Origin of the sequence: Paenibacillus paridis (assembly GCF_006345825.1) — a bacterium.
Taxonomy (GTDB): domain Bacteria; phylum Bacillota; class Bacilli; order Paenibacillales; family Paenibacillaceae; genus Pristimantibacillus; species Pristimantibacillus paridis.
Genome location: NZ_VCIX01000091.1, coordinates 487322 through 510198, shown reverse-complemented (window position 1 = coordinate 510198; position 22877 = coordinate 487322). Strand labels below are relative to the sequence as shown.

Here is a 22877-nt window from a genome sequence, read left to right as displayed (position 1 = left end):
CGCCCTCCTACGGATAGGAGAGCGGCATACCTTTTCACGTCAAAACTATCCCTATTTCTTGACTAGTTGACCACGGGTAACGCCCAACTGATTGATCGCTTTCAGGCTGCGCCAAACCTGCGTGCCGCTGATGCCTCCATCCAGCGCGTCGCGGTAAAGACCCAATACTTCAAGCACCTTCTCCGGCGTTTCTTCCAAAAACTCTACGCGGAAGTTAGAGACGCCATAGCCGACAAAATTGCGAATATACTCTGCGCCTGATTGCTCAATCGCATTATATACGGTATTGCGGCAGCCCTCATCTACGCGCACGGGGTGCGCCATGCCGATCCGATCCTGCAAGGAAGCGCGCTGCTCCTCGCACGGACGGCCGCAGTTGGTAAAGTCGGTTCCTTCGCTCATAAAGGTGCAGTATACGCAGTGCTCCGTATGGAACATCGGCAAATGCTGATGGATGACCATCTCCAGCATCGACGTATCCGAGTTTTCCAGCAAATCGACCATCTGCTGAATATTCAGGTCATACGAAGGAGTGATCAGATCAAGCCCAACCTCTGTGAACAAGTTCACTGCTTTGTGATTGGCTACGTTCAATGAGAAGTCGCCGATCAATTTCGGGAACGGCTTGTCCGGGTTAGCTGCACGGGCGCGCAGATAATAATACAGCGCTCCTGTGTTCCGCACGAGTACCGCATCCGGCTGCAGCTTCAAAATATTCGCATGGTATCCATTCTCGCCCGGCATATGAATGCGCGGCGTTGCCAGTGCAATCGGCTTGCCCGCCTCACGGGCCGCAGCCACTGCAGCAGGGAACTGCTTGATGAATTCAAAATCAGCATACACATAGGATACATCCGTTGTTACGGCTGCCTGCACTTGCTCCAAGCTGCGGCACAAGGCGATCAGGTTCGCGTCCTTGCCGCTTTGCGGTGCCAAAATATCCTTCTTCGCCGAGTCTGCCTGGAAAAGATTTTCGCGCGAAGCGACTGGATTCTTCACATATACCGGCGGCTTTGGACGCTCGCCCGCAAGCAGCTCTACCGCTTCGCGGCGCAAACGGTTCAGCTCACGGATCGGCACGATCAGATCGCCCTGAAGTTCAACCTCCATTTTCTCGAGCTGGTACACCGTACCGCCCAAACGGCCCAATTGATCCTCCAGCAGCGCTGCATCCATCGGACGCTTCTGCGCTTGCTCAAGCTCGAGCTCCGTGGCAACCTCAACGGTCGTGCCTTTTTGTACATCCGTCCACCAAGTACGCATAGGCTGGCCAAGCGCACCCGTCACTCGTACATGCAGCGGGAACACGCGGTAGGGCTTTTCCGTTTCAAAAGTGGCTCTCAGACGCTTATCCAGCGCCGGATCACTTGTTTTCCAGACGCGGTCGCCCACATGCACCTTGCGCAAGTCAACATCATTGCGTCCTGCTACAAGCTCGATCAGCGTGCCTTCCTGCGCTTCGCCCTCAATCTTCACGCCCTGGCGGCGAATATCGTACACGCGGCCGCCCTCTTCCTTCTTCGTCGGGTCGCCGGCGTCAAACACAATGCCGTCGCCGCGCTTTAGAGGCGCGTCGATCCGCAAGGAAACCGCATCGCGCATCACGCGCTCCACGCGGCCGAGGTAGACGCCGCGGCTTTTCGGGAACGTGCCCTCAACGAGCATCTTGTTGTTCGTTCCCGACAGGAAACCATGCGTGAAGCCGCGCGAGAAGCTTTGCTGCAGCTCACGCACATCCTCCGCCGACGGCTTCGACAAGTCGCCGTCAAAATATTTATCGATCGCGCGTCGATACTTGCTCACGACATTTGCAACATACTCCGGGCTCTTCAGCCGCCCTTCGATCTTAAACGACTTCACGCCGGCTTGGATCAGCTCCGGCACGATATCGATCGCCGCCAAATCCTTCGGCGACAGCAAATACGCGATGTCGCCCATCGGCTGAATCTCCCCGTCAACCATCAGATCGTACGGCAAGCGGCAAGCCTGCGCGCATTCCCCGCGGTTCGCGGAGCGTCCGCCCCACATTTCCGACGTCAAGCACTGTCCGGAATACGACACGCATAACGCCCCGTGCACGAATACTTCCATTGGCAGCTTCGCCTGTTCGCCGATTGTGCGAATTTGCTTCAAATTGTTCTCGCGGCCGAGCACTACGCGCTCCAGCCCGAACGGCTTCGTAAATTCAACCGCCTCCGGCGACGTGATCGTCATTTGCGTCGAACCATGAATCGGGAAATCCGGCGATAGCTCGCGGATTAGCTTCACCAGCCCCAAATCCTGCACGATAACCGCATCCACGCCCGCATCGATACACATTTCAATCAGCTTCTGCGCGTCTCTCAGCTCGTCCTCAAACACGAGAATGTTAAACGTCAGAAAGCCCTTTACTCCGTACGTATGCAGAAAAGCCATAATTTCCGGAAGCTCTTCGCTGCGGAAGTTGTTCGCCCGGGCACGCGCATTAAATTTCTCCACTCCAAAAAATATCGCATCGGCGCCGTTAGCCACAGCAGCCCTCATACAATCCCAATCGCCGGCCGGAGCCAGCAGCTCTATGTCCGATCTTATTATTGTGTCAGTCATAATTACAATCCATTCCTCTCATTCTTGAAACCTGTTGCTACTATCTTAACAAACCACGGTCATCTATACCACTACACAATACTGGCATCACGCAAAATAAACCGGTTCCCTCATCAGGGAACCGGCTCTAGAGCCTTGATTTTTATGAATTGAAACGAATGGACTGCGCAACGTCGTTGATAAGCTTCAAATTGCTTTCAGTTGCATGAACGTCATATAGCGTAAAATTAAATACCATTGATCCGCTTTCCCGCTCAACCAAATAAAGGATTTGTGAATAAGGAATACCAATTCTCGGCTTAGCTGCATGCAGCACCACTTTACGTACTGATTTCCCGTTTATCGTTAAAGTCGTGTTTTCTTTAATCGAAACGCCCTGTAAAATCCCATCCGGTGAGCTTGGAAGCTGAGAAATTTCAGCGACAATCGCGGAAGGTGTTTTCTCCGATTCGTATATTAATGCTTCGCCAGCATTAAACGAATAATACACATCGTCCTCGTTAAAATTGTTTTGCTCGCCTGTCCAGAATGCCGGCATCTCGATAGAGTAGCCGTAAGTGGCACTGCGTTTTGTTATTTTTTTGCTGCGGTCGATAAGATCTAACTGATCATCAACCACTCCAAAGTTTTTCTCAATATACGCCGTATCGATCGTTACCGAAGCAATGACTTGCTTAAGGGTATCTTTGCTTTTGGCACTGTTCGATGCCGGATGTAGGTAAACGAGCGAATAACGGTAATCCCCGGAAATATAAGCAATTTCATTAAAAGTAATCCAATAGTCTTCACCGTATGAAATATCATAAGAAAGACTCAATGCTTTTCCGTTCTTCAGGGTGACCGGTGCCGTAGTTACATTGCGAATGTTGGAGCTGACGAACTCTTCGCGAAGATTTTTCTCATGGCGTACTGCCCAGCTGTCAAGCGTATCTCCAGCCAAAAGCGATCCAAAGGAAAACAAGAAAGAGTCCGTTTTGTTTGCAAATGATGGCGTAGAGCCGTCAGAATCATCATACCATCCCGCCGGTAGTTTAACGGAGAAGCCATAATCGGCATCCTTAAACGTAATCATGCCATCTTGGACCTTCGTAATATTTTTCACGGTTTTGTCAGATACATTAAACGAAGGCGTAAAGCTGTTCAACAAAACGTCGTAGCTCGCGAGCACAGACTTGTCGGAGCCCTTCACGCCAACGAGGATAATAAAGTATTTATCCGCTTTTTGGACGCCGCGATATTCATAATACATTTTGCTTTGTTTCGTGTAAGAGACAATCTTCTCGAATTGCTGGCCGCCTACTGTAATCGTACGCTTATCCACGGTAATTTCATCGCCATCGTAATAGCTATACAGCAAATCACGCTGTTCTTCGACTGTAAGCTCATCGTCACCGACGAGCTCCGTGAAGACATTCACCTGCGCAGCTACTTTGGAAGCGTCTGCGGTGTCCGCCCAGCTTATATAATCTCCGCTATCGCTTTGCGCAACTTGAACGAGACCAGCCGGGTAGTTTAATGTCCATCCGTAGTAGCTATCGCCAACCTTCGTTTTTCCGTAATCGGAATCGATGGAAGTACCGCCCGTGCCTGAGGATTGCGCTCGAACGCCATTAATGACCGTTTCTTTTGTTGCGGCGTCATTGGAAATCTTAGCTCCAAAGGCTTCTACAATTATGCGAAGTGGAACCATTGTGGAGCCTTTAACTACGACGGGAGCAATGGCAACCGTTTTTGCTGCTCCGTTGATTTTGACCGTTTTGCTGCCAAACGTTAACACGACCTTCCGGTCATTGTACGTTAAGGTAATCACATTCCCGTTTTCCAATTTAAGGCCTGCGCCAAATGCATTGGTAATGACTTTCAAAGGTACCATCGTCGTGCCGCTGCTCACAAACGGAGCTTCTACCGTTGATGCCTTGCCGTTAATTTTGACGGTCGTGCTACCCGCCTTCAATCGAACCTCTACCTTGCTGTCTGCGTCTGCGGCAAACACCGCCATCGGCAGCATCGCCAATACCAGCAGTACTGGCAGCAGCATCGTTAAAAATCTTTTCATTTATAATTGCTCCTCTAATCTCAGATAATTGCTAATTCACTCTTGCTTCTATTGCCTAACCTTCAACCAGCGTCAGCTTCTTCGTCACGAGATCGCCATCCATTTGCAGCATGACCTCTACTTGTTGGCCCGGCAAATAACTTTTGAGCAGCTCATTCAGCTCTACGATGGTAGATACTTGCTTGCCCGCAACCTTATAAAGCAAATCGCCGTTTTTGATCCCTAATTTTTGGGCAGATGCCGATTGCACCGTTTTCACGGTGAGTGGATCAGAGGTCGGGATGCCGATTAAGGCCGACCAGCTTTCCTCCAGGCTTAATCCCAATGAAGCACGCTTCACATGCCCGTATTTGAAAAAATGATTTGTCACATACTGTACCGTATCCGCAGGAATGGAAAATCCAAGATTATCGACCCCAACTTCTACGAATTTCAAAGAATTAATGCCTATGACCTCGCCCTTCATATTCACGAGCGGCCCGCCGCTGTTTCCCGGATTAATGGCTGCGTCTGTCTGGAGCAGCTTGTAGGCTGAGGAAATGCTGCGATTCATGCCGCTTAAAATGCCGCTGGTTGCCGTATTGCGCAGCGAGAAGGAGACTGGGGTTCCAATCGCTACAACCGTCTCGCCTACCTGCACATTAAGCGGAGTAGCCGCTAGTTTGGCTATAGGGAGCTTCGTTGCTTTTATTTTGACTAGTGCCAAATCGCTTGGTTCATCATAATGTGTCCGCTCAGCGTCATATTTCTTGCCGTCTGCAGTAACCACGACCAAATTCGTCATGTCCTCCACGACATGCGCATTGGTTACAATCCAGCCGTCTGCCCGGATGATTACGCCTGTGCCATGAGCGAGGGCATATCTTGGATCAGCGGAGCCTACATCCTTCGGCTTGCCGATGATCGCTACGACAGAAGGAGACACCTTCTTGATGACTGATGGAATATCTGCGGGGGTATAGGCGTATGTATTGCTCTTGGAGTCGAACGTACCTGTGCCGCCAAGCGCACTCGTAAGCGAGCTGGCTTTGACGTAAACCTCACCGTTAATCTTTGTCGCGCTTAAAGCATGCGTGCTTGTTCCTCCTGTGCCGGCAGCCCATGCAGTCCCAGCCGCTATAATTGCTCCAATCGCAATAAAGCTGCAAACTCGAAGCATGCTTCTCTTCATGAACCCACTCTCCCTATCCTTCTCTGTGCAGACGCCGGTTTAGCCCCGATTTGGCGCTGCTTTCTCTATTTAGCAATCCCCTCGTAACATAGCATATTTTCCAATAAACGACAATCAAAATTAGCTAGATTTATAGGTAAAAAGATACAGAATGGAAATAGACCCTCCGGCCTGCACTATGCCCGTTTTGCTTAATTATTATGCGATTTTGTCAATTGTCGTTTCGGTTATGTGTTCTGATTATGAAAGTGGTATACTATGTGGGACTACTAATTCAATCCATCTCAATGGATTCGGGAGGTAAAAGGACAAATGAAATTAGGCGTATTTAGCGTTCTTTTTGCACAAAAACCATTCGAGGAAGCTCTCGACTACATCGCTTCCAAAGGTCTGGATGCAATCGAAATCGGCACGGGTGGATACCCGGGCAACGCACACTGTGATGTGGATGCATTGCTAGCGGACGAAGGCAAACTGAAAGCGTTTAAGCATGCAATAGAATCACGCGGACTGATGATCAGCGCACTTAGCTGCCACGGCAATCCGCTTCACCCGCAGAAGGCTATTTCTTCTGACCATGATGCGGTTATTCGCAAAACGATTGAGCTTGCCAACCGTCTTGAAGTATCCGTTGTCAATACGTTCTCTGGCTGCCCAGGCGACCATGAGGATGCAAAATACCCGAACTGGCCGGTTGCTCCTTGGCCGAATGATTTCCAGGATATCCTGAAATGGCAATGGGAAGAAAAAGTTATTCCATATTGGTCTGAGATTGGAAAGCTGGCTACAGAAGGCGGCGTCAAAATCGGCCTTGAGCTTCATGGCGGCTTCTCCGTTCACAGTCCTGCTACCTTGCTTCGCCTGCGTGAAGCGGCTGGCAATGCGATCGGCGCCAATCTTGATCCAAGCCACATGTGGTGGCAAGGCATCGATCCGGTACAAGCGGTACATATTCTTGGCCGTGCCGGAGCAATTCATCACTTCCATGCGAAGGATACAACGATCGATCCGATTAACGTCAATCACCATGGCGTAACGGATATGCAATCATACGCGCTTATGCTTGATCGCGCTTGGCAGTTCCGTACTGTCGGCTATGGCCATGACTTGAAGACATGGGCTGATATCCTTAGCGCGCTTCGCCTTGTTGGCTATGACTACGTGGTCAGCATTGAGCATGAGGACGGCTTGATGTCGGTAGACGAGGGCTTCACGAAGGCCGTTCAGAACTTACAGCAAATTCTGATCCGCGAGCCGCTAGGCGAGATGTGGTGGGTTTAATCCTTATAAACAAAACAAAGGCGTACTGGACTTGTCCAGTACGCCTTTGTTTTGTTACATTAGATACTAAGCTAGCCAAACCTGCGTGATCATAATAAAGTCAATCAGCAAAAACAATGCCAGTGAAACGAAAGTGAAACCGATCGCAAAAATGTTTTTCTTCGGGCGAGCCGTTAATAGTCGCACAAACCCAATTGCAATCAGTACGGTAAAGGCAAGCATGAACCAATCGAAAGTACCGATTTTACTTGCTTCTTGAACTGCTTCTTCTGCCAAAAACATGAAGGGACCTCCTTTTTTTCGCACGTAACCTATTTTACTATATGTTAGCTTTTTGTGGCTCCTGACGCAAGTAAGAATCGAATTTCGTAACAAGTTTGTCACGTTTTTTTTGAAATATAAGACTTTATAAGCCTTACAGCATAAAGCAGCCTTATCTTTCTGTGAGAAACGGATCGCCACCCTCGAACAGAGGACGGCTGAATCGTTTCTTGTTGGTTAATTATAAAATGTCCATCTATGGCAAAAACTATAACGAATGGCATTCAAAAATATCTTTTACTCATGCATCTATACACACACTACAGATAATGTTCATTCTTTGTTTTTTGTTTATTTACAACCTTGAAAATACAAGAAATTAATTAGATACATCTTTGTACATATACATATATCTTAAAACGATTAATTTGGTTTTTATCCAAATACAACTTTTCATCAATCAAAATTAATGGAGGATTAACATGCAACCGACACAAGAGCAATGGAAAAACTTATATGAAGCAGCAAACGCCTTTAAAGCAGCTGCGCCTTGGAGCGTCTTTAAAGATAGCGATATTTTTGCTGTCAAAGACCCTTACACTGGCAGAACAGGCTACTGCTGCATTATGGGTGCTGGGGGCCAGCTTTTTGGTTTGGCTCTATATTTAGGCAAGAGAGGTTTGGATACCATCTACGCTATGCTCGATGGCGAATTGCATGATGATCCTCTATTTGTTCAGCATTGTCTAATGCTCTCCTTCGATGACCGCGAGGACTTGCATCCCGATGAGTATAAACAAATCAAATCGCTCGGTCTAAAATATCGTGGACGCAATGCCTGGCCTGCCTTCAAAATTCATGAGCCCGGGTATTATCCCTGGATTCTTGAGAAAGCTGAAGACGTTCTCTTCCTAACCGCAGCTTTGGAGCAAGTCATCCAAGTCGCAATTGCTGCCCCTGAAGATGCTTACAGCTATATACAGCCTCAGGGTGAGAAGCTGCTCACTCGCATAGCAACCGCTCAAGCCGACGGAAGCCTGCAATGGAATAGCGAATGGTTGGTACCCGAAGAAGACAAGATGGAACAAGTCATCGAAACTGCTTCCGTACTTAATGAGCTTCAGCTCGCCAAGCTGAAGAAAACGCTCAAGAAAACAAACGGCACCTGGGAAGTCGGTTGTTTCTTCATGCCTTCTCCTGTAGAGGATAAGGGCAGACCCTATTATCCGATGATCTTTGCCGTTATTGATCAGGACTCCAATCAAATTATTTCGATGAACTTATTCGAGCAGCAAGAAGCAGCTTCTATTGTACCTGAGAAAATGCTGGAGCTGCTGGAAACCGCTAAGCTCCTGCCGGCCAAATTAGTCGCTAATGATGCTAAAGTCTTTGATTTATTATCCGAAGTCATCGAAAGCTTTAATTTAAAATGTTTTACTTATAATGGTCCGCTAATGATGGACGACTTCAAAGATTCATTATTTAATCGCATGGGCAGATAACGAGCAGCAATTATGAGCGATCGAACTTAACGAAACAAGAAAAACAGCAGGCTGATCGCTCAGCCTGCTGTTTTCCGCTTATTCCATTGCTGCCGCTACCTGCTTCTCTTTATGCAATGTATTCGTCCGTTCACGGTCACGCTCTAGGATCGGCTTTAAATATTTACCGGTATACGATTGCTCCACCTTAATGACCTGCTCTGGCGTTCCAGTTGCCACAATCATACCGCCGCCGTTGCCACCTTCTGGTCCCAAATCAATTAGATAGTCCGCTGTTTTAATAACGTCCAGATTATGCTCAATAACGAGGACGGATTCACCTGAATCAACCAACCGATGCAAGACCGTCAACAATCGGTCAATGTCATGCACATGCAAGCCTGTGGTTGGCTCATCCAAGATGTACAATGTTTTGCCTGTGGAACGGCGATACAGCTCAGCCGCTAACTTGACACGCTGCGCTTCGCCGCCAGACAAGGTCGTGGCTGGCTGCCCAAGCTTCATGTAGCCAAGTCCTACATCAAGCAGCGTTTGTACTTTCCGATGCACTCTTGGGATATTCTCGAAGAAGAGACAGCTGTCTTCAATCGTCATATCCAGAACTTCTGCAATGTTTTTCCCTTTATATTTCACTTCCAGCGTCTCGCGGTTATAGCGCTTGCCTTTGCAAATTTCGCAAGGCACATAGACGTCTGGCAAGAAGTGCATTTCGATTTTGATAATGCCGTCACCTCGGCATGCCTCACAGCGGCCGCCCTTGACGTTAAAGCTGAATCTGCCTTTTTTGTACCCGCGTACCTTTGATTCATTCGTATTGGAATATAAATCACGAATATCATCAAACACGCCGGTATACGTCGCCGGGTTTGATCTTGGCGTTCGGCCAATCGGCGATTGGTCAATGTCGATAACCTTCTCTAAGTGCTCAATGCCGCGCAGCTCTTTGTATTGACCAGGACGTGTCTTGGCCTTGTTCAAATCACGCGCGAGCGTCTTATAGAGAATTTCATTAACAAAGGTTGATTTGCCGGAGCCTGAAACACCCGTGACCGCCGAGAAAACGCCAAGCGGAATCTTCACATTCACGTTTCTCAGGTTGTTCTCCTTAGCGCCACGTACCTCTAACCACTTCTCATTGGTTTTTCGGCGAACGGCAGGCACTTCAATGAACTTACGTCCGCTCAAGTATTGACCCGTTAGCGAATTCTCATTCGCCATTACCTCTTCCGGCGTTCCTTCAGCAATAACCATGCCTCCATGAATGCCGGCGCCAGGCCCGATGTCGATAATATAGTCGGCTGCAAGCATCGTGTCCTCGTCATGCTCGACTACAATTAAAGTGTTGCCGAGGTTGCGCATATGCTCCAGCGTCTCGATCAATCGGTCATTATCGCGTTGATGCAACCCTATGCTCGGCTCGTCCAAAATATAAAGCACGCCCATCAGGCTTGAGCCGATTTGAGTAGCCAATCGGATCCGCTGCGCTTCCCCCCCGGAAAGAGTGCCCGCAGCACGGCTTAGCGATAAATATTCCAAGCCAACGTTAACTAGGAAACCTAGTCGACTGTTGATTTCTTTCATAATCAGATTGGCAATCGCAAGTTCCTTTTGTGAAAGCTTAAGCGAATCAAAATAACGCTGAGCATCACCGATTGATAGCGAAGTTACTTGCGAAATATTTTGCGTATTAATCGTTACAGCTAAGGTCTCCTTGCGAAGGCGATGCCCTTTGCAGCCCGCGCATGGCTTAGCGCTCATATAATTCTCGATATGCTCACGCATCATGTCCGATGCCGTATCGCGGTAGCGCCGCTCCAGGTTATGGACGATACCCTCGAACGGAACAAACGCTTCCTTACGGTGGCCGAAATCATTTTCGTACAGGAAGCGAACCCGCTCTCCTCCCGTACCATAAAGAATCTTCTTCATTTGCTCTTGGCTAAGCTCCGAGACAGGTACGTTCTGCGGAATGCCGTAATGCACGCATACCGCGCTAAGAAACTGCGGGTAATAGTTGGACGTGCTGCCTGCCCAAGCCAGAAACGCAGCATTCTCAACCGATTTGCTCATATCCGGTACGAGCAGTTCGGGATCGACGATCATCTTGACGCCCAAGCCATCGCAATCCGGACAAGCACCGTAAGGGCTGTTGAAGGAAAACATGCGTGGCTCTAGCTCCTCAATGCTGAAGCCGCATTCCGGGCAAGCCAAATTCGAACTGAACAGCAGCTCTTCCTGATCAATAATATCTACAAGAACACGGCCCTCTGACAGCTTAAGCGCCGTTTCCAAAGAATCCGCAAGGCGAGTCTGAATGTCTGATTTCACTACAATCCGGTCAACCACTACTTCAATGCTATGCTTTTTGTTTTTCTCCAGCTCGATCTTTTCACTCAGCTCACGCAGTTCGCCATTCACCCGGACGCGCACGAACCCTTGCTTCTGAATATCAGCAAGCAATTTGGTATGCTCGCCCTTGCGGCCGGAAATAAGCGGAGCCAAGATTTGCAGTTTGGTTTTCTCGGGGTATTCCATGATCCGGTCAACCATCTGCTCCACGGTCTGCGATGTAATTTCAATGCCATGCTCCGGGCAATGCGGTTTTCCGATACGGGCAAACAGCAGCCTCAAGTAGTCGTAAATTTCCGTTACGGTTCCTACTGTAGACCGCGGATTCCGGCTTGTCGTCTTCTGGTCAATCGAGATGGCCGGAGATAAACCGTCGATCGAATCGACGTCCGGCTTCTCCATTTGACCTAAAAACTGACGAGCGTAGGCCGATAAGGATTCCACGTACCTACGCTGTCCTTCCGCATAGATGGTGTCAAAAGCCAGTGAGGATTTACCCGAACCGCTAAGGCCTGTTAACACGACGAATTTGTCGCGCGGTATGACAACGTCAATATTTTTTAAATTATGGGCACGTGCGCCCTTGATTACGATTTTATCGCTAGCCAATCTTTTCTCCTCCTACTTAGCCCATCTCTGCCCGCAGCTCAAGCAGCGCATCCCGTAGCTCTGCTGCGCGTTCGAACTGAAGATTTTTTGCTGCATCCTTCATTTCTACTTCCAGCTTCTGCAGCAGCGCCAAACGATCTTTTTTGTTCATCTTGCCGACGCCTGCATCCGTTAAGTAATCCGCCTTCTGTTCAGCCACCTTCGTAGCTTCGATGACGTCATGGACTTTTTTGCGAATCGTCTGCGGCGTTATGCCATGCTTCTCATTGTATGCCAGTTGAATGGTCCGACGGCGTTCTGTTTCTTTGATCGCTCGGTCCATCGAATCGGTTATTTTGTCCCCGTACATAATTACGCGACCTTCACTGTTCCTCGCCGCACGTCCAATGGTCTGAATAAGCGCGCGATCAGAGCGTAGGAAACCTTCCTTATCCGCATCGAGAATCGATACGAGCGATACCTCCGGCAAATCCAGCCCTTCCCGCAAAAGGTTAATGCCGATCAGTACATGGAACACGCCAAGCCTTAGGTCACGAAGAATAGCCAGCCGCTCTAGAGTCTTGATATCGGAGTGGAGGTAGCGAACCTTAATGCCAATCTCCTTCATATAATCCGTCAGATCCTCTGACATCTTCTTGGTCAACGTCGTAACGAGCACCCGCTCATCCTTGGCAATGCGGTCACGAATCTCGTTTAACAAATCATCAATTTGCCCTTTCGTAGGGCGTACTTCGATAATCGGATCAATAAGACCCGTTGGCCTAATAATCTGCTCGATCATTTTGTCCGTATGTTCAATCTCATACGGACCTGGGGTAGCCGACACATAAACCAGCTGCTTCGCCTTTGCCTCGAACTCCTCGAAGCGCAGCGGCCGGTTATCCATTGCCGAAGGCAGCCTGAATCCGTGATTCACAAGCATTTCCTTCCGAGCCCGGTCACCGTTGTACATGGCCCGAATTTGCGGCAGGGATACATGCGACTCATCTATAACAATAACCATGTCGTCAGGGAAATAATCAAGCAATGTATAAGGCGTAGCGCCGCGCTCCCTAAAGGTTAGCGGTCCTGAATAGTTCTCGATGCCGGAGCAAAAGCCCATCTCGGCCATCATTTCCAGGTCGTAGCGTGTACGCTGCTCCAGTCTTTGCGCTTCAAGCAGCTTACCTGCCTCGCGCAGCTCGGCAAGCCGCTCCTCCAATTCCCGTTCAATATTGATTAGCGCCACTTTCATCGTCTCTTCCTGGGTCACGAAGTGGGAGGCCGGGAAAATAGCGATATGTTCGCGTTCGCCGATAATTTCGCCTGTAAGCACGTCGATCTCCGATATACGCTCAATCTCGTCTCCAAAGAGCTCTACGCGAATGGCACGTTCATTATTGGCAACTGGGAAAATTTCCACGATATCTCCACGAACACGGAATGTTCCCCTCGTGAAGCTAATATCGTTGCGCTGGTATTGAATATCGACTAGCTTATGCAAAATGGTATCCCGAGACTTTTCCATTCCGACTCGCATCGACAACACCATGCCTCCGTATTCGGATGGAGATCCGAGACCGTAAATACAAGAAACGCTGGCAACGATAATGACGTCGCGCCGATCGAACAGCGAGCTTGTCGCCGAATGTCGAAGCTTATCTATTTCATCATTAATACTGGAGTCCTTCTCGATAAAGGTATCCGATGACGGGATATAAGCTTCCGGCTGGTAGTAATCATAGTAGCTGACAAAATATTCAACCGCGTTGTCCGGAAAAAAACTTTTGAATTCGCTGCACAGCTGCGCAGCCAATGTCTTATTGTGCGCGATGACGAGCGTAGGCCGATTAAGCTTCTCCACCATATTCGCAATCGTGTAGGTTTTGCCCGTACCCGTCGCCCCAAGCAGAGTTTGATGCCTCTTTCCTGCCTTAATGCCTTCCAAAAGCTGCTCGATCGCCTTCGGCTGGTCCCCTTGCGGCGTATAGTCTGACTTCAATTCGAACAGCTTCGTTTCCTTTGCGAGTTCACTCACGCCTCTATCCACCTCCGTTATTCGAAATGCTCTTATCATTATAGTCAATTATATGAATTTCATTTCAGTAGTGTTTTAAAAATAAGAATGTTTGTTCCCGTTTATTATACCGTGTACTGTCAACCGACGCAATGATCCTTACATAAAAAAAATCCCGCAGCCTGTCTCAAGAAGAGATAGGCTGCGAGATTTTCGGATTTTGCGACTTGCGCGCTCACTGTTACTGTTCCTTGCTCATTCTTCTCTCGCTCCATTGGCCATACCAAGCTTCAACTGGCTGCGGAACGACGAGTCCGAGCTCATTCTCCATCGTTAGCAGCAGCCGCTCGTAATAAGCTGTCACTTTGTCAAAATGACCTAATTCATCATAAAGCTTCATCACGAGAAGACCCTCTGTCTCATTATATGGATCAATGGTTTGTATTCTTTCATATAATTGCAAAGCTTCGCTCCATTTTTCTGGACGTTCCAGATCGTAAGCGGCCACCTGCCTTGCCAGACTCAGCCAAAGCTGGCGAAGGCGCTCTCTCTCATGCTCGGCCCATATATATCCATGGTCCTGAAGATAATGTCCTTCATAATCCTCTAACAGTTGAATCGCGCGGTCATAGTGCTCCGCTACAGGCCCCATTAGATTTTCCAGTTCCCGTTCCCACCGTTCGGTGTCCAACGCCACCTGCCCGATCTCAAGGATGTAACCTTCCTGAATGCTCGTATTTTGAATAACAATCGTTAGATTTGATTTTTGAATGCATTGCCTGATTTGGTAGATAGCCGTATATAGCTGAGTCATCGCCCGCTTCATATCCATCTCAGGAAAAAACAACTCTAGTAGCGTCGATTTATGAACAATCTGGCCGCGATGATGGAGCAGATAGGCAAAGAGCTCCTGCGCTTTGGCGGTACGCCACTTAGGCAGCTCGGCCGGCTGGCCATTCGTCTGGAAGCGGAGCATTTTGAAGCAATATATCATTTCCGTGCTCTTCACAGGAGCTTCAGGTGCCGCTTGAACGCCCTTGCGCTTCATTAACCGCTCCAGCGTTTTCTGAATACGTGCAGTTTGCACCGGCTTCAACACATAATCGATCGCATTCAGCTCAAAAGCTTGAATCGCATATTCATCATGAGCGGTTACAAACACGATATGGGCTTGCGGACAGACCGTCTGAATAAGCTCAGCTGCTTGAATGCCGCTTATTTCAGGCATGTGGATATCCAGAAATACAACATCCGGCATCAGCACGCTTGCCCGCTCCACCGCCTGTACCGGATTTTGATAGGTTTCAATTGACGTCAGCCCAGTCGACTGGCGGAGCATGCGCTCAAGCTGTACGAGCGCCAGTCTTTCATCATCAACTAAAAGCAGCTTCACTTGCTTCACTCCTATATTAGCTTCATATCGTTCCTAAATTATATCTCATATCGGCGTCGTCCGAACAAACGATTATGCCCTATCCCTCTATTATACCTGTTCCCGCGAAGATTGTTCAGAAAATGTATAGTTCCCATTAATACAATAGTCATGATGCGAACAAAGACAAATCTTGTTGCATTCTGACGAGAATTAGCAATGTTTGTTCAAAAAAAGATCAGTTGCACTTGTTACATTTTGTTACAGGATCCGTGCAGCTTGCTAAATTTATTTGCGAAGCGAGCAGGCCGCAAGCTATTATACGGCGTTTATTACTTTGCCGATAAGTGAACCAGCTGGCACGATGCTGATATTATCATGTTCTTGCCGCATACCCACTGGCAATCCTCTAACTTATCCAGCGGTTGACTAGAATAAGGAGGCTGATCATAGGTTAATCCCGTTCTTTTGGAACGACGCGTCTTCCTGCTTCACGTAAACGTGAAAACAGATCGAAAGGAATGAAGAAAGAAACCATGCTATTACAGAAATTGCGGAGAGGCCGTATGGTCCCCCTCATCCTGTTGTTCGCCTTGCTGCTGCAAACAGCATTACTGCCCTTTGCATCGCCAGCAATGGCGGCTACACCGGTTGATGGACTAACGATAACAAAATCCGCAAGCAAAACCAATGTCAATGTCGGAGATACCTTTACTTACTATATTCAAATTGAGCTCTCCAGTACGGTTGGGCTGAGCAAGGACTTGGTAATTAAAGATATCGTTCCAGCTCCGTTCACCATTTTAAACACGACCGGGGCAAGCTTCACCGGGAATACAGTCACCCTAAACCGCACTTTCAACCCCGGCGATTCCCTGGAAATTGAAATTGAAGTGAAGGTCGGCAATACGTATACCAATTCGCCGGTAGATAAAATCAATACGGCAACCGCAACTGAAGCTTCCAGCGGCAACATTAGTTCGGCCAGCGCTACGGTAACCGTCGCGGCAGATGCAACGCCATCGCCTACACCGGCGCCAACAGCCACGCCTACGCCTGTTCAGTCGACTTATGATAAATGGGCTGCCTTTAAAACACAAGACACCGGCTATGCGAGCGGCGTTGCGATTGTTGGCGGTTCAGTCCATTACAATGTCGGGATTAACGCTGTCCAGAAAGGCAATGTAACACCGGCAGGTGCACTCACAAACATTACTCTTGTGGATTCTTATCCATCGCAAGCAACGGTAACTCTTGCGGATATTACGCCAGTAGCCGGCCCGTCGATCACTCCTGTGATCGATAATGTCAACCATACGATTACATGGGTTATTCCGCGATTGGATTCCGGTCAAAAGTTCGAGGCTCGCGTTAAGCTTTCTTACCCTCCTACATTAGGCTGGGCAGGAGCTGTTAATACAACAAACAATCTTGCAATAACACAGTATACGATTGAAGGCCCTATTGAGGGCGAAGTAACGAATCCGAATGCATCTATCGATACGAAATTCGGGCCTCCAGTCTCCGGAGGAGGACAAGTCACCAAGAACCGTACTTACGATTATCGCTGGCATGGCCAAGAGCAACGGTTCACGATAGGCGGTATTACAAACTCAGCTAACGGAGCAAACTCCGAGCTGCGGAATATTGTTCTTACGGATACACTTCCTTCCGAGCTTCAGTACACGTACTTAAAAATGCCTAACCGCCAATGGACTTCCTTCACTTATACATTAAAGAACGGCGGAGTAACAACGATAACTCCAAACAGCAATGGCACCACATTGGAGAAAGCAACGCCTAATAAACAACTTACGGTCGGAAACGGTTCTGATCTCAACGTACCGACTGGCGATTCGCTAGTCAGCGTTTCCTGGACCTTTGATTCGCTTCCGGTAAACCAGACGATCGGCGGCGTAGAGCTGCGCGGCTTGGTGCTGGATACAGCTACAGGAATCCGATCTAGCGAAAACACAGCATGTGGAGCAGCAGCAATTCCTAACGCCGACTCCGCAGTTAACCAAGGCGATACCATCAAAAACTGTGCGGTTGTCACTTATGAGGCCTTGACTCAACCGACGCCAGGCAACTGGACATATACAGCACAGATACCTGCTACGGCTGTAGCCATTTTTAAGATCAATGAACCAAAACCTTGGTTGACAGCATCTAAAAGCCAACCAGGCGGCGGCACCTTCTTCCCGTTAAGCGAAGTTCCATTCTCACTGACGGTGGGCAATAAGATAGACGCGACAGGCCCATGGGTAGATCCAGTCATTTACGATTTGCTGCCTCAGGATTTCGATTATTACACGGATCCAAAGCAAACAAATCTCGTAACGGCTCTAGCCAATTCATTTACGATCACGGGCTTGCCTTCTGGCGCAGCTAATCCAACCCTAGTCAAGCTTGCTGATGTGAATGGACGGGCTCTAGTCAAATGGTCATGGCCAAGCGGCTTGTCCTTAGATCCAGGCACCAGCTTAACGATTACTTACAAAGGAAAAGTTCGCTCCGGCGCTTTGCCTTCTGGCGGTTCGGTCAGCTATCTCAACAAAGTATTTGCAACAACGGCTGACGCGACTACCCAGTTCTGGCATGACGGCAACAAAAATCAGTTTAGCCCGCTTGGTTTCCCAGCATGGGCAGCAGCTAATCCAGACCGTTCAGGTACGACGCTGCAATTCAAACCAAACGCAAGCGATCCGGTTGAGCACTATTATGTCGATGCGAATGCTCCAGTCACTGTCGGCCTAGCCGCTATTGTCAAGTCGACTAAATGGAACAAAGGCGATTTGCCTGCCATCTTCGACGTTGCCAATTCCGGAGGCTACAGCGGCCCGCCATCGATTTCCTACACACCTTTCGACAATGGGACGTTAGGAACGCCTGAATATACAGAGTTCCCACGTTTCAGCACAACCTATGAAGGCGGATCCGCAGATTATAAGCTGGTTATTCAAAACAGCGGTAACACGCGGTTATCGAAGATTGATGCAATCGATATCCTGCCATTCATCGGCGATAAAGCTGTTCACCCGAATTCGAATGTGGACCGTAATTCCGAATGGCGTCCAAACCTAGCAACAACGCCAAAATCCGGCACAGGCAAAACGTTCTCCTATACGCCTGAAGACGGTGGAGCGGTTAAAACCGTGACCTATGATCTTCGCGTATTTTACAGTCTGTCGTCAGACAAAAGCAGCATCGTTAACTTTGCGAATGCCGTCGGCAGCAGAAACGGCTGGATCAACCAGACTAATTTTGCAGGCGATAATCTGACCGACATCCAGTCCCTTTATTTTGAGATTACGAATATCAAGGGCAGCGATGGCGCTTCAGACTTAGCAGCTGGCGATTATATCGTACTTGATTGGGAAATGAATGCGCCGGTAGGTACGGAATCAGGTAAAGTCGCCTGGAACTCCTTCGCCATTCAAGCTACAAGCGCTGCGAGCGGCAGAACGATGCTGCCAGCGGAACCAAACAAAGTAGGCTTCCTTGTTCACCCGAATGACGAACATGCGCCGCTTGGCGAAATCGGAAACTTCGTATGGTTCGACAGCAACCGCGATGGCCTGCAAAATGAAGGATACCCTGGCGATAACTCACAAAGTGCCGGTATCAACGGCATTAAAGTAAACCTTTATAAAGACGGAGCTGCCACGCCGTTTAAGGATACGATTACTGGATATGACCAGTCCGGAAGCCCTGGCTATTATTTATTCCAAGGTTTGCCAACCGGTCATTACGAGGTTGAGTTCGTGCTGCCGGAACATTATGCTCCGACCGTAGCGAACACTCCCGGATTAGATCCAACGCATATCGATAACACCGATTCCAATAAGGTTACCAAACTGGCAACAGCGGATGGTTACACCCCATACCGCACGGACTCGATTACAATCGATGTTTTGTCCGCTGACAAAATCAAAAATTATACGATTGACCTAGGCCTGATTGAAGCCGGTCCAACCGTACCGTCTTATCCATCAGCATCCATCGATAAGTCGATTACCAGCGTAGCGAAAGGCAGCTCCACTGCAGCGCCTTCCCAAAGCTATGTCGTTGTGGGCAATCAGGTCAATTACAAAATCAACTTTAAGAACACGTCCACCGTTACCCTGCATAACATTAAAGTACAGGATGAACTGGACCGTGCGCAAACAGGCTTTGCTTTCAACAAACTGACGTATAACGGTACTTCCATTTCAATAAACGGCAATACCCACTCCCGCCCTGATATCATTTCAAGCGTGAGTAATGCTGGATCGACGCCATATGTCATCGTGAAGAACCTTTCGCCTGGCGGCGAAATCGAGCTCGAAGGCACTTATACCGTTACAGCAGATGATTTCGACTTAACGGATTTGGATAACAAAGCAACGATTTACTACAATGAATCCAAAGAACCGCTCGAAGACGAAGCAAGCATCCCTACTGCCGCCGTAAAAGTCGAGAAATCAAGCAGCAGAACTTCAGCTTCAAGCTTCGATGAAGGAGATTGGATTGATTACCTTGTTACGGTAACCAACACAGGCAGCAGCGAATTGACGAACATTGTCATTACGGATACGAAGGTTTCCAGTATACCTGCGATCCCATCGCTAGCTTCCGGTAAATCAATTGAAATTACGTACCCGTACCAACTGACTGCTGCAGATGTGGCAGCTACGTCCATCATTAACATCGTTACGGCCGACCCGGATGAAACGCCACCGGTTACGGATACTCATGAAATTCCGGTTACTACCGATGCACGCGGTTCAATCGGGGATTATGTGTGGTTCGATCGCAACGAGGATGGCATTCAGGATGCAGGAGAAAACGGCATTAATGGCATTATAGTCAAGCTGTTCGACAGCTCCAATACCCTCGTGTCACAGACGTATACGAGAGAGAAAGACGGCAAAGCCGGTCATTACATTTTCAAAGGTTTGCCATTTGGAAGCTATCGGGTCCAGTTTATTGTTCCTGCTGATTATGAGGTAACGAAGCCGGAAGTATCAGGTTCCACTTCTGACTTAGATTCCAATGCCATCGATGCTTCTGGCAAAACGAATCTAATTACCATTACTAGCGCACAGCCCGATGATCTGACTATCGACCTCGGCTTGTACCCTCGTGGTGAGATTGGCAACTATGTGTGGCTCGATCGCAACCGCAACGGAATTCAGGATGAGAACGAAAAAGACGGCATCAATGGGATTCAAGTGAAATTGTACAAAGACAATACGTCAGGCATACCCATTGCAACGGCAACCACTGCTAATGATAGTAATGGAAAACCTGGATACTACCTGTTCGACCACTTGCTTTCGGGCAACTATTTCGTACAATTTGTTATTCCTGACGATTACGAGAAAACGATCGAAGGAACAACCGCTGGATCAGGAACCGATTCCAATGTAACGAACAACAACGGAATAACGCAGCAAATCGTTATTGGGGAATCCACTCGCTGGGTTGATCACACGATTGACCTCGGATTAGTTGCCAAAGGAACGATCGGCAACTACGTTTGGATTGATCGGGACAGCAACGGCAAGCAAGATGAGGATGAGCAAGACGGCGTCAATGGTATCAAAGTGAAGCTTTACGATCAAAACAAGGAGCTCCTTGAAGAGACCGTAACGGCTAACGATGCTTCCGGCAAGCCTGGCTACTACTTATTCGAGCAGCTTACAAGCGGCAACTACTTCGTGAAATTCGAAGTGCCAACTATCTTTGATCTAACTAAGGCTGGCGCAGCAGGCACTACGAGCGCTAACGATTCTAATCCGACTGTTGATGGCTTTACAAGTGTTATTTCCATAGGCGCGACGGCTCCTAATGGCTGGCATGACCTAACCATTGATTTAGGATTAATCGGTATCGGCCGCCTTGGCGATTATGTGTGGCATGACCGCAATCGTGACGGCATTCAAAATGAAGACGAGTCAGATGGCATTAATGGCGTCGTAGTCAAGCTCTACAAGGATTCCCCTACTGGAACTCCGATTGCAGTAACGACTACAGCCAATGATACTACCGGCAAGCCTGGCTATTACAGCTTTAAAGAACTGCTTGAAGGCGACTACTACGTACAATTCGTTCTGCCGACTGACTATGAGAAAACGAAAGCGGAAAGCGGCGATAATGACGGCACCGATTCCAATGCAACAGACGGTACCCACACCACTGCAAAAATCGAAATCGGTGAAGCGGCGGGCTGGATTGATGCCAGCATTGATTTGGGCCTGATTGCCAAAGGCGAGATCGGTAATTATGTATGGCTGGATCTGAACCGTGACGGCATACAAAATGAAAATGAAGCACAAGGCATTAATGGCATTGAAGTAAGACTATTCAAAGACAATGCTTCCGGAACGCCATTTGCTGTAACCACTACCGCAAATGACAAAACCGGAAAAGCTGGCTACTATCTTTTTGAAAATCTGCGCGAAGGCGATTATTACGTTCAATTCGTCCTTCCTGTTGATTACGAAAAGACAACTGCTGGCAAAGGCTCGGATGAAGCTCTTGATTCTAACACAACCGATACACTAGGCATCACATCTGTAATAACCATTGGTCACGCCGCTGGTTGGATCGACCATAGTATCGATTTAGGCTTGATTGCCAAAGGCAAGATCGGTAACTACGTATGGTTTGATTCCAACACCAACGGCAAACAGGATGAAGCTGACAACCGTGGAATGAACGATGTTTGGGTCAAACTGTATGATGCTAACAAAACATTCATTACAGAAACCAGAACAAAAGATGATGCAAGCGGAAAGCCAGGCTACTACTTGTTCGATCAATTGATAGGCGGGCAATACTATGTCCAATTCGTTATTCCAGCCGGCCATATGGCTACCTATGCTGAAGCGGACGGAACTACGCCTGCAAACGATTCAAACAAACGGGTAGACGGCTATACCGAAGCCATCATCATTGGAGAGAGTGCTCCTAACGGATGGGAAGATTTGACGATTGATTTAGGCTTGTACTTTACGCCTAACCCACCTGTCATTCCTACTACTCCTCCTCCAGTGCTTCCTCCGGTAACGCCAGGACCTGATCCTGTTGATCCTGAGATTCCTGGAGAGACGGAAGAACCAACTAAACCGCAGCCTAGCCAGCCGCCGGTTGAGCACGAAACAACTGAGCAGGACAAGCCTGTTGAAGGCAGCGTCGATGTTCCAAAAGACAGCAAACCAAGCGTCGGCCAAAAGCCAGAGCATGGCGTTGTTACGATCGACGAAAACGGCAAATGGGTGTATACTCCTAACCCTGGCTACACCGGCAAAGACAAGTTCTCCATCATTGTGAAAGACAAAGACGGAAATGAAGAAGAGATCTTCTTTGAAATTGATGTCGAAGTACCTCTTGGCGGTGTAGACAGCAGCACGCCTCCAGTTACTACGCTTCCGAAGACCGGCGAGCAGAGCTATCTGCTTATGCAGCTCCTCGGATTTGCTTTCATTCTGCTAGGCGCAGCACTTGGCTTTAAACGCAGAAAAATGTAAGGTAAGGTGAAACGGCCATCGCCGTCCTTTGGCGGCGTGGCGCGTTTCATTCCGAGAAGTATAGGGAATGAATAGCAAAATGATCTACTTTCCTATATTGCAAAAAGCCCGTTGAACGAATTCGTTCAACGGGCTTTTTTATCTTTTCACAGCTTTTATTCAACATACTCTGTGGCAGTA

Annotated in this window: 10 protein-coding genes; 3 read left to right on the top strand and 7 right to left on the bottom strand. The window is 48.5% G+C overall.

The genetic code is table 11. The annotated features are described in order from the left end of the window. Nucleotides 1-51: 51 nt before the first annotated feature. The 3 genes from FJQ58_RS22270 to FJQ58_RS22260 form a co-directional block, all read right to left on the bottom strand. Nucleotides 52-2586 (bottom strand): U32 family peptidase, encoded by a 2535-nt coding sequence (locus tag FJQ58_RS22270; RefSeq protein ID WP_139996997.1) that lies wholly within the window; start codon nucleotides 2584-2586, stop codon nucleotides 52-54. Between the two features lie 142 nt (nucleotides 2587-2728). Continuing rightward, on the bottom strand, nucleotides 2729-4642 hold the full coding sequence (locus FJQ58_RS22265; protein ID WP_139996996.1) for a stalk domain-containing protein: 1914 nt from the start codon (nucleotides 4640-4642) through the stop codon (nucleotides 2729-2731). Nucleotides 4643-4697: 55 nt separating this feature from the next. After that, nucleotides 4698-5813, bottom strand: coding sequence for a S1C family serine protease (locus FJQ58_RS22260; protein ID WP_139996995.1), 1116 nt, complete (start codon nucleotides 5811-5813; stop codon nucleotides 4698-4700). 312 nt (nucleotides 5814-6125) lie between these two features. On the opposite strand from FJQ58_RS22260, the gene FJQ58_RS22255 reads away from it, so the two are divergent. After that, a complete protein-coding gene (locus tag FJQ58_RS22255; RefSeq protein WP_139996994.1) occupies nucleotides 6126-7094 on the top strand; it encodes a sugar phosphate isomerase/epimerase family protein in 969 nt (322 codons plus the stop codon). A gap of 66 nt (nucleotides 7095-7160) precedes the next feature. On the opposite strand, the gene FJQ58_RS22250 is transcribed toward FJQ58_RS22255, so the two are convergent. Continuing rightward, complete coding sequence (locus tag FJQ58_RS22250) at nucleotides 7161-7376, bottom strand: hypothetical protein (RefSeq protein WP_139996993.1); 216 nt, start codon at nucleotides 7374-7376, stop codon at nucleotides 7161-7163. Between the two features lie 461 nt (nucleotides 7377-7837). Here FJQ58_RS22250 and FJQ58_RS22245 point away from each other — a divergent pair, with 461 nt between their 5' ends. Beyond that, nucleotides 7838-8857: a DUF7309 domain-containing protein gene (locus FJQ58_RS22245; protein WP_139996992.1), complete on the top strand. Its 1020-nt coding sequence runs from the start codon at nucleotides 7838-7840 to the stop codon at nucleotides 8855-8857. Between the two features lie 78 nt (nucleotides 8858-8935). Here FJQ58_RS22245 and uvrA read toward each other — a convergent pair whose 3' ends face one another. The 3 genes from uvrA to FJQ58_RS22230 form a co-directional block, all read right to left on the bottom strand. Further along, entirely contained in the window at nucleotides 8936-11815 is a 2880-nt protein-coding gene (gene uvrA, locus FJQ58_RS22240; protein ID WP_139996991.1) for an excinuclease ABC subunit UvrA, read from the bottom strand. A gap of 16 nt (nucleotides 11816-11831) precedes the next feature. Beyond that, complete coding sequence (gene uvrB / locus FJQ58_RS22235) at nucleotides 11832-13832, bottom strand: excinuclease ABC subunit UvrB (protein WP_139996990.1); 2001 nt, start codon at nucleotides 13830-13832, stop codon at nucleotides 11832-11834. Between the two features lie 220 nt (nucleotides 13833-14052). Beyond that, a complete protein-coding gene (locus FJQ58_RS22230; protein WP_139996989.1) occupies nucleotides 14053-15204 on the bottom strand; it encodes a response regulator in 1152 nt (383 codons plus the stop codon). 515 nt (nucleotides 15205-15719) lie between these two features. Between FJQ58_RS22230 and FJQ58_RS22225 the strand changes: the two genes are divergently transcribed. Then, nucleotides 15720-22697 carry an SdrD B-like domain-containing protein gene (locus FJQ58_RS22225; protein WP_162341677.1) on the top strand — a complete coding sequence of 2326 codons (6978 nt, stop codon included), beginning with the start codon at nucleotides 15720-15722 and terminating at the stop codon, nucleotides 22695-22697. The last annotated feature ends 180 nt before the right edge of the window (nucleotides 22698-22877 follow it).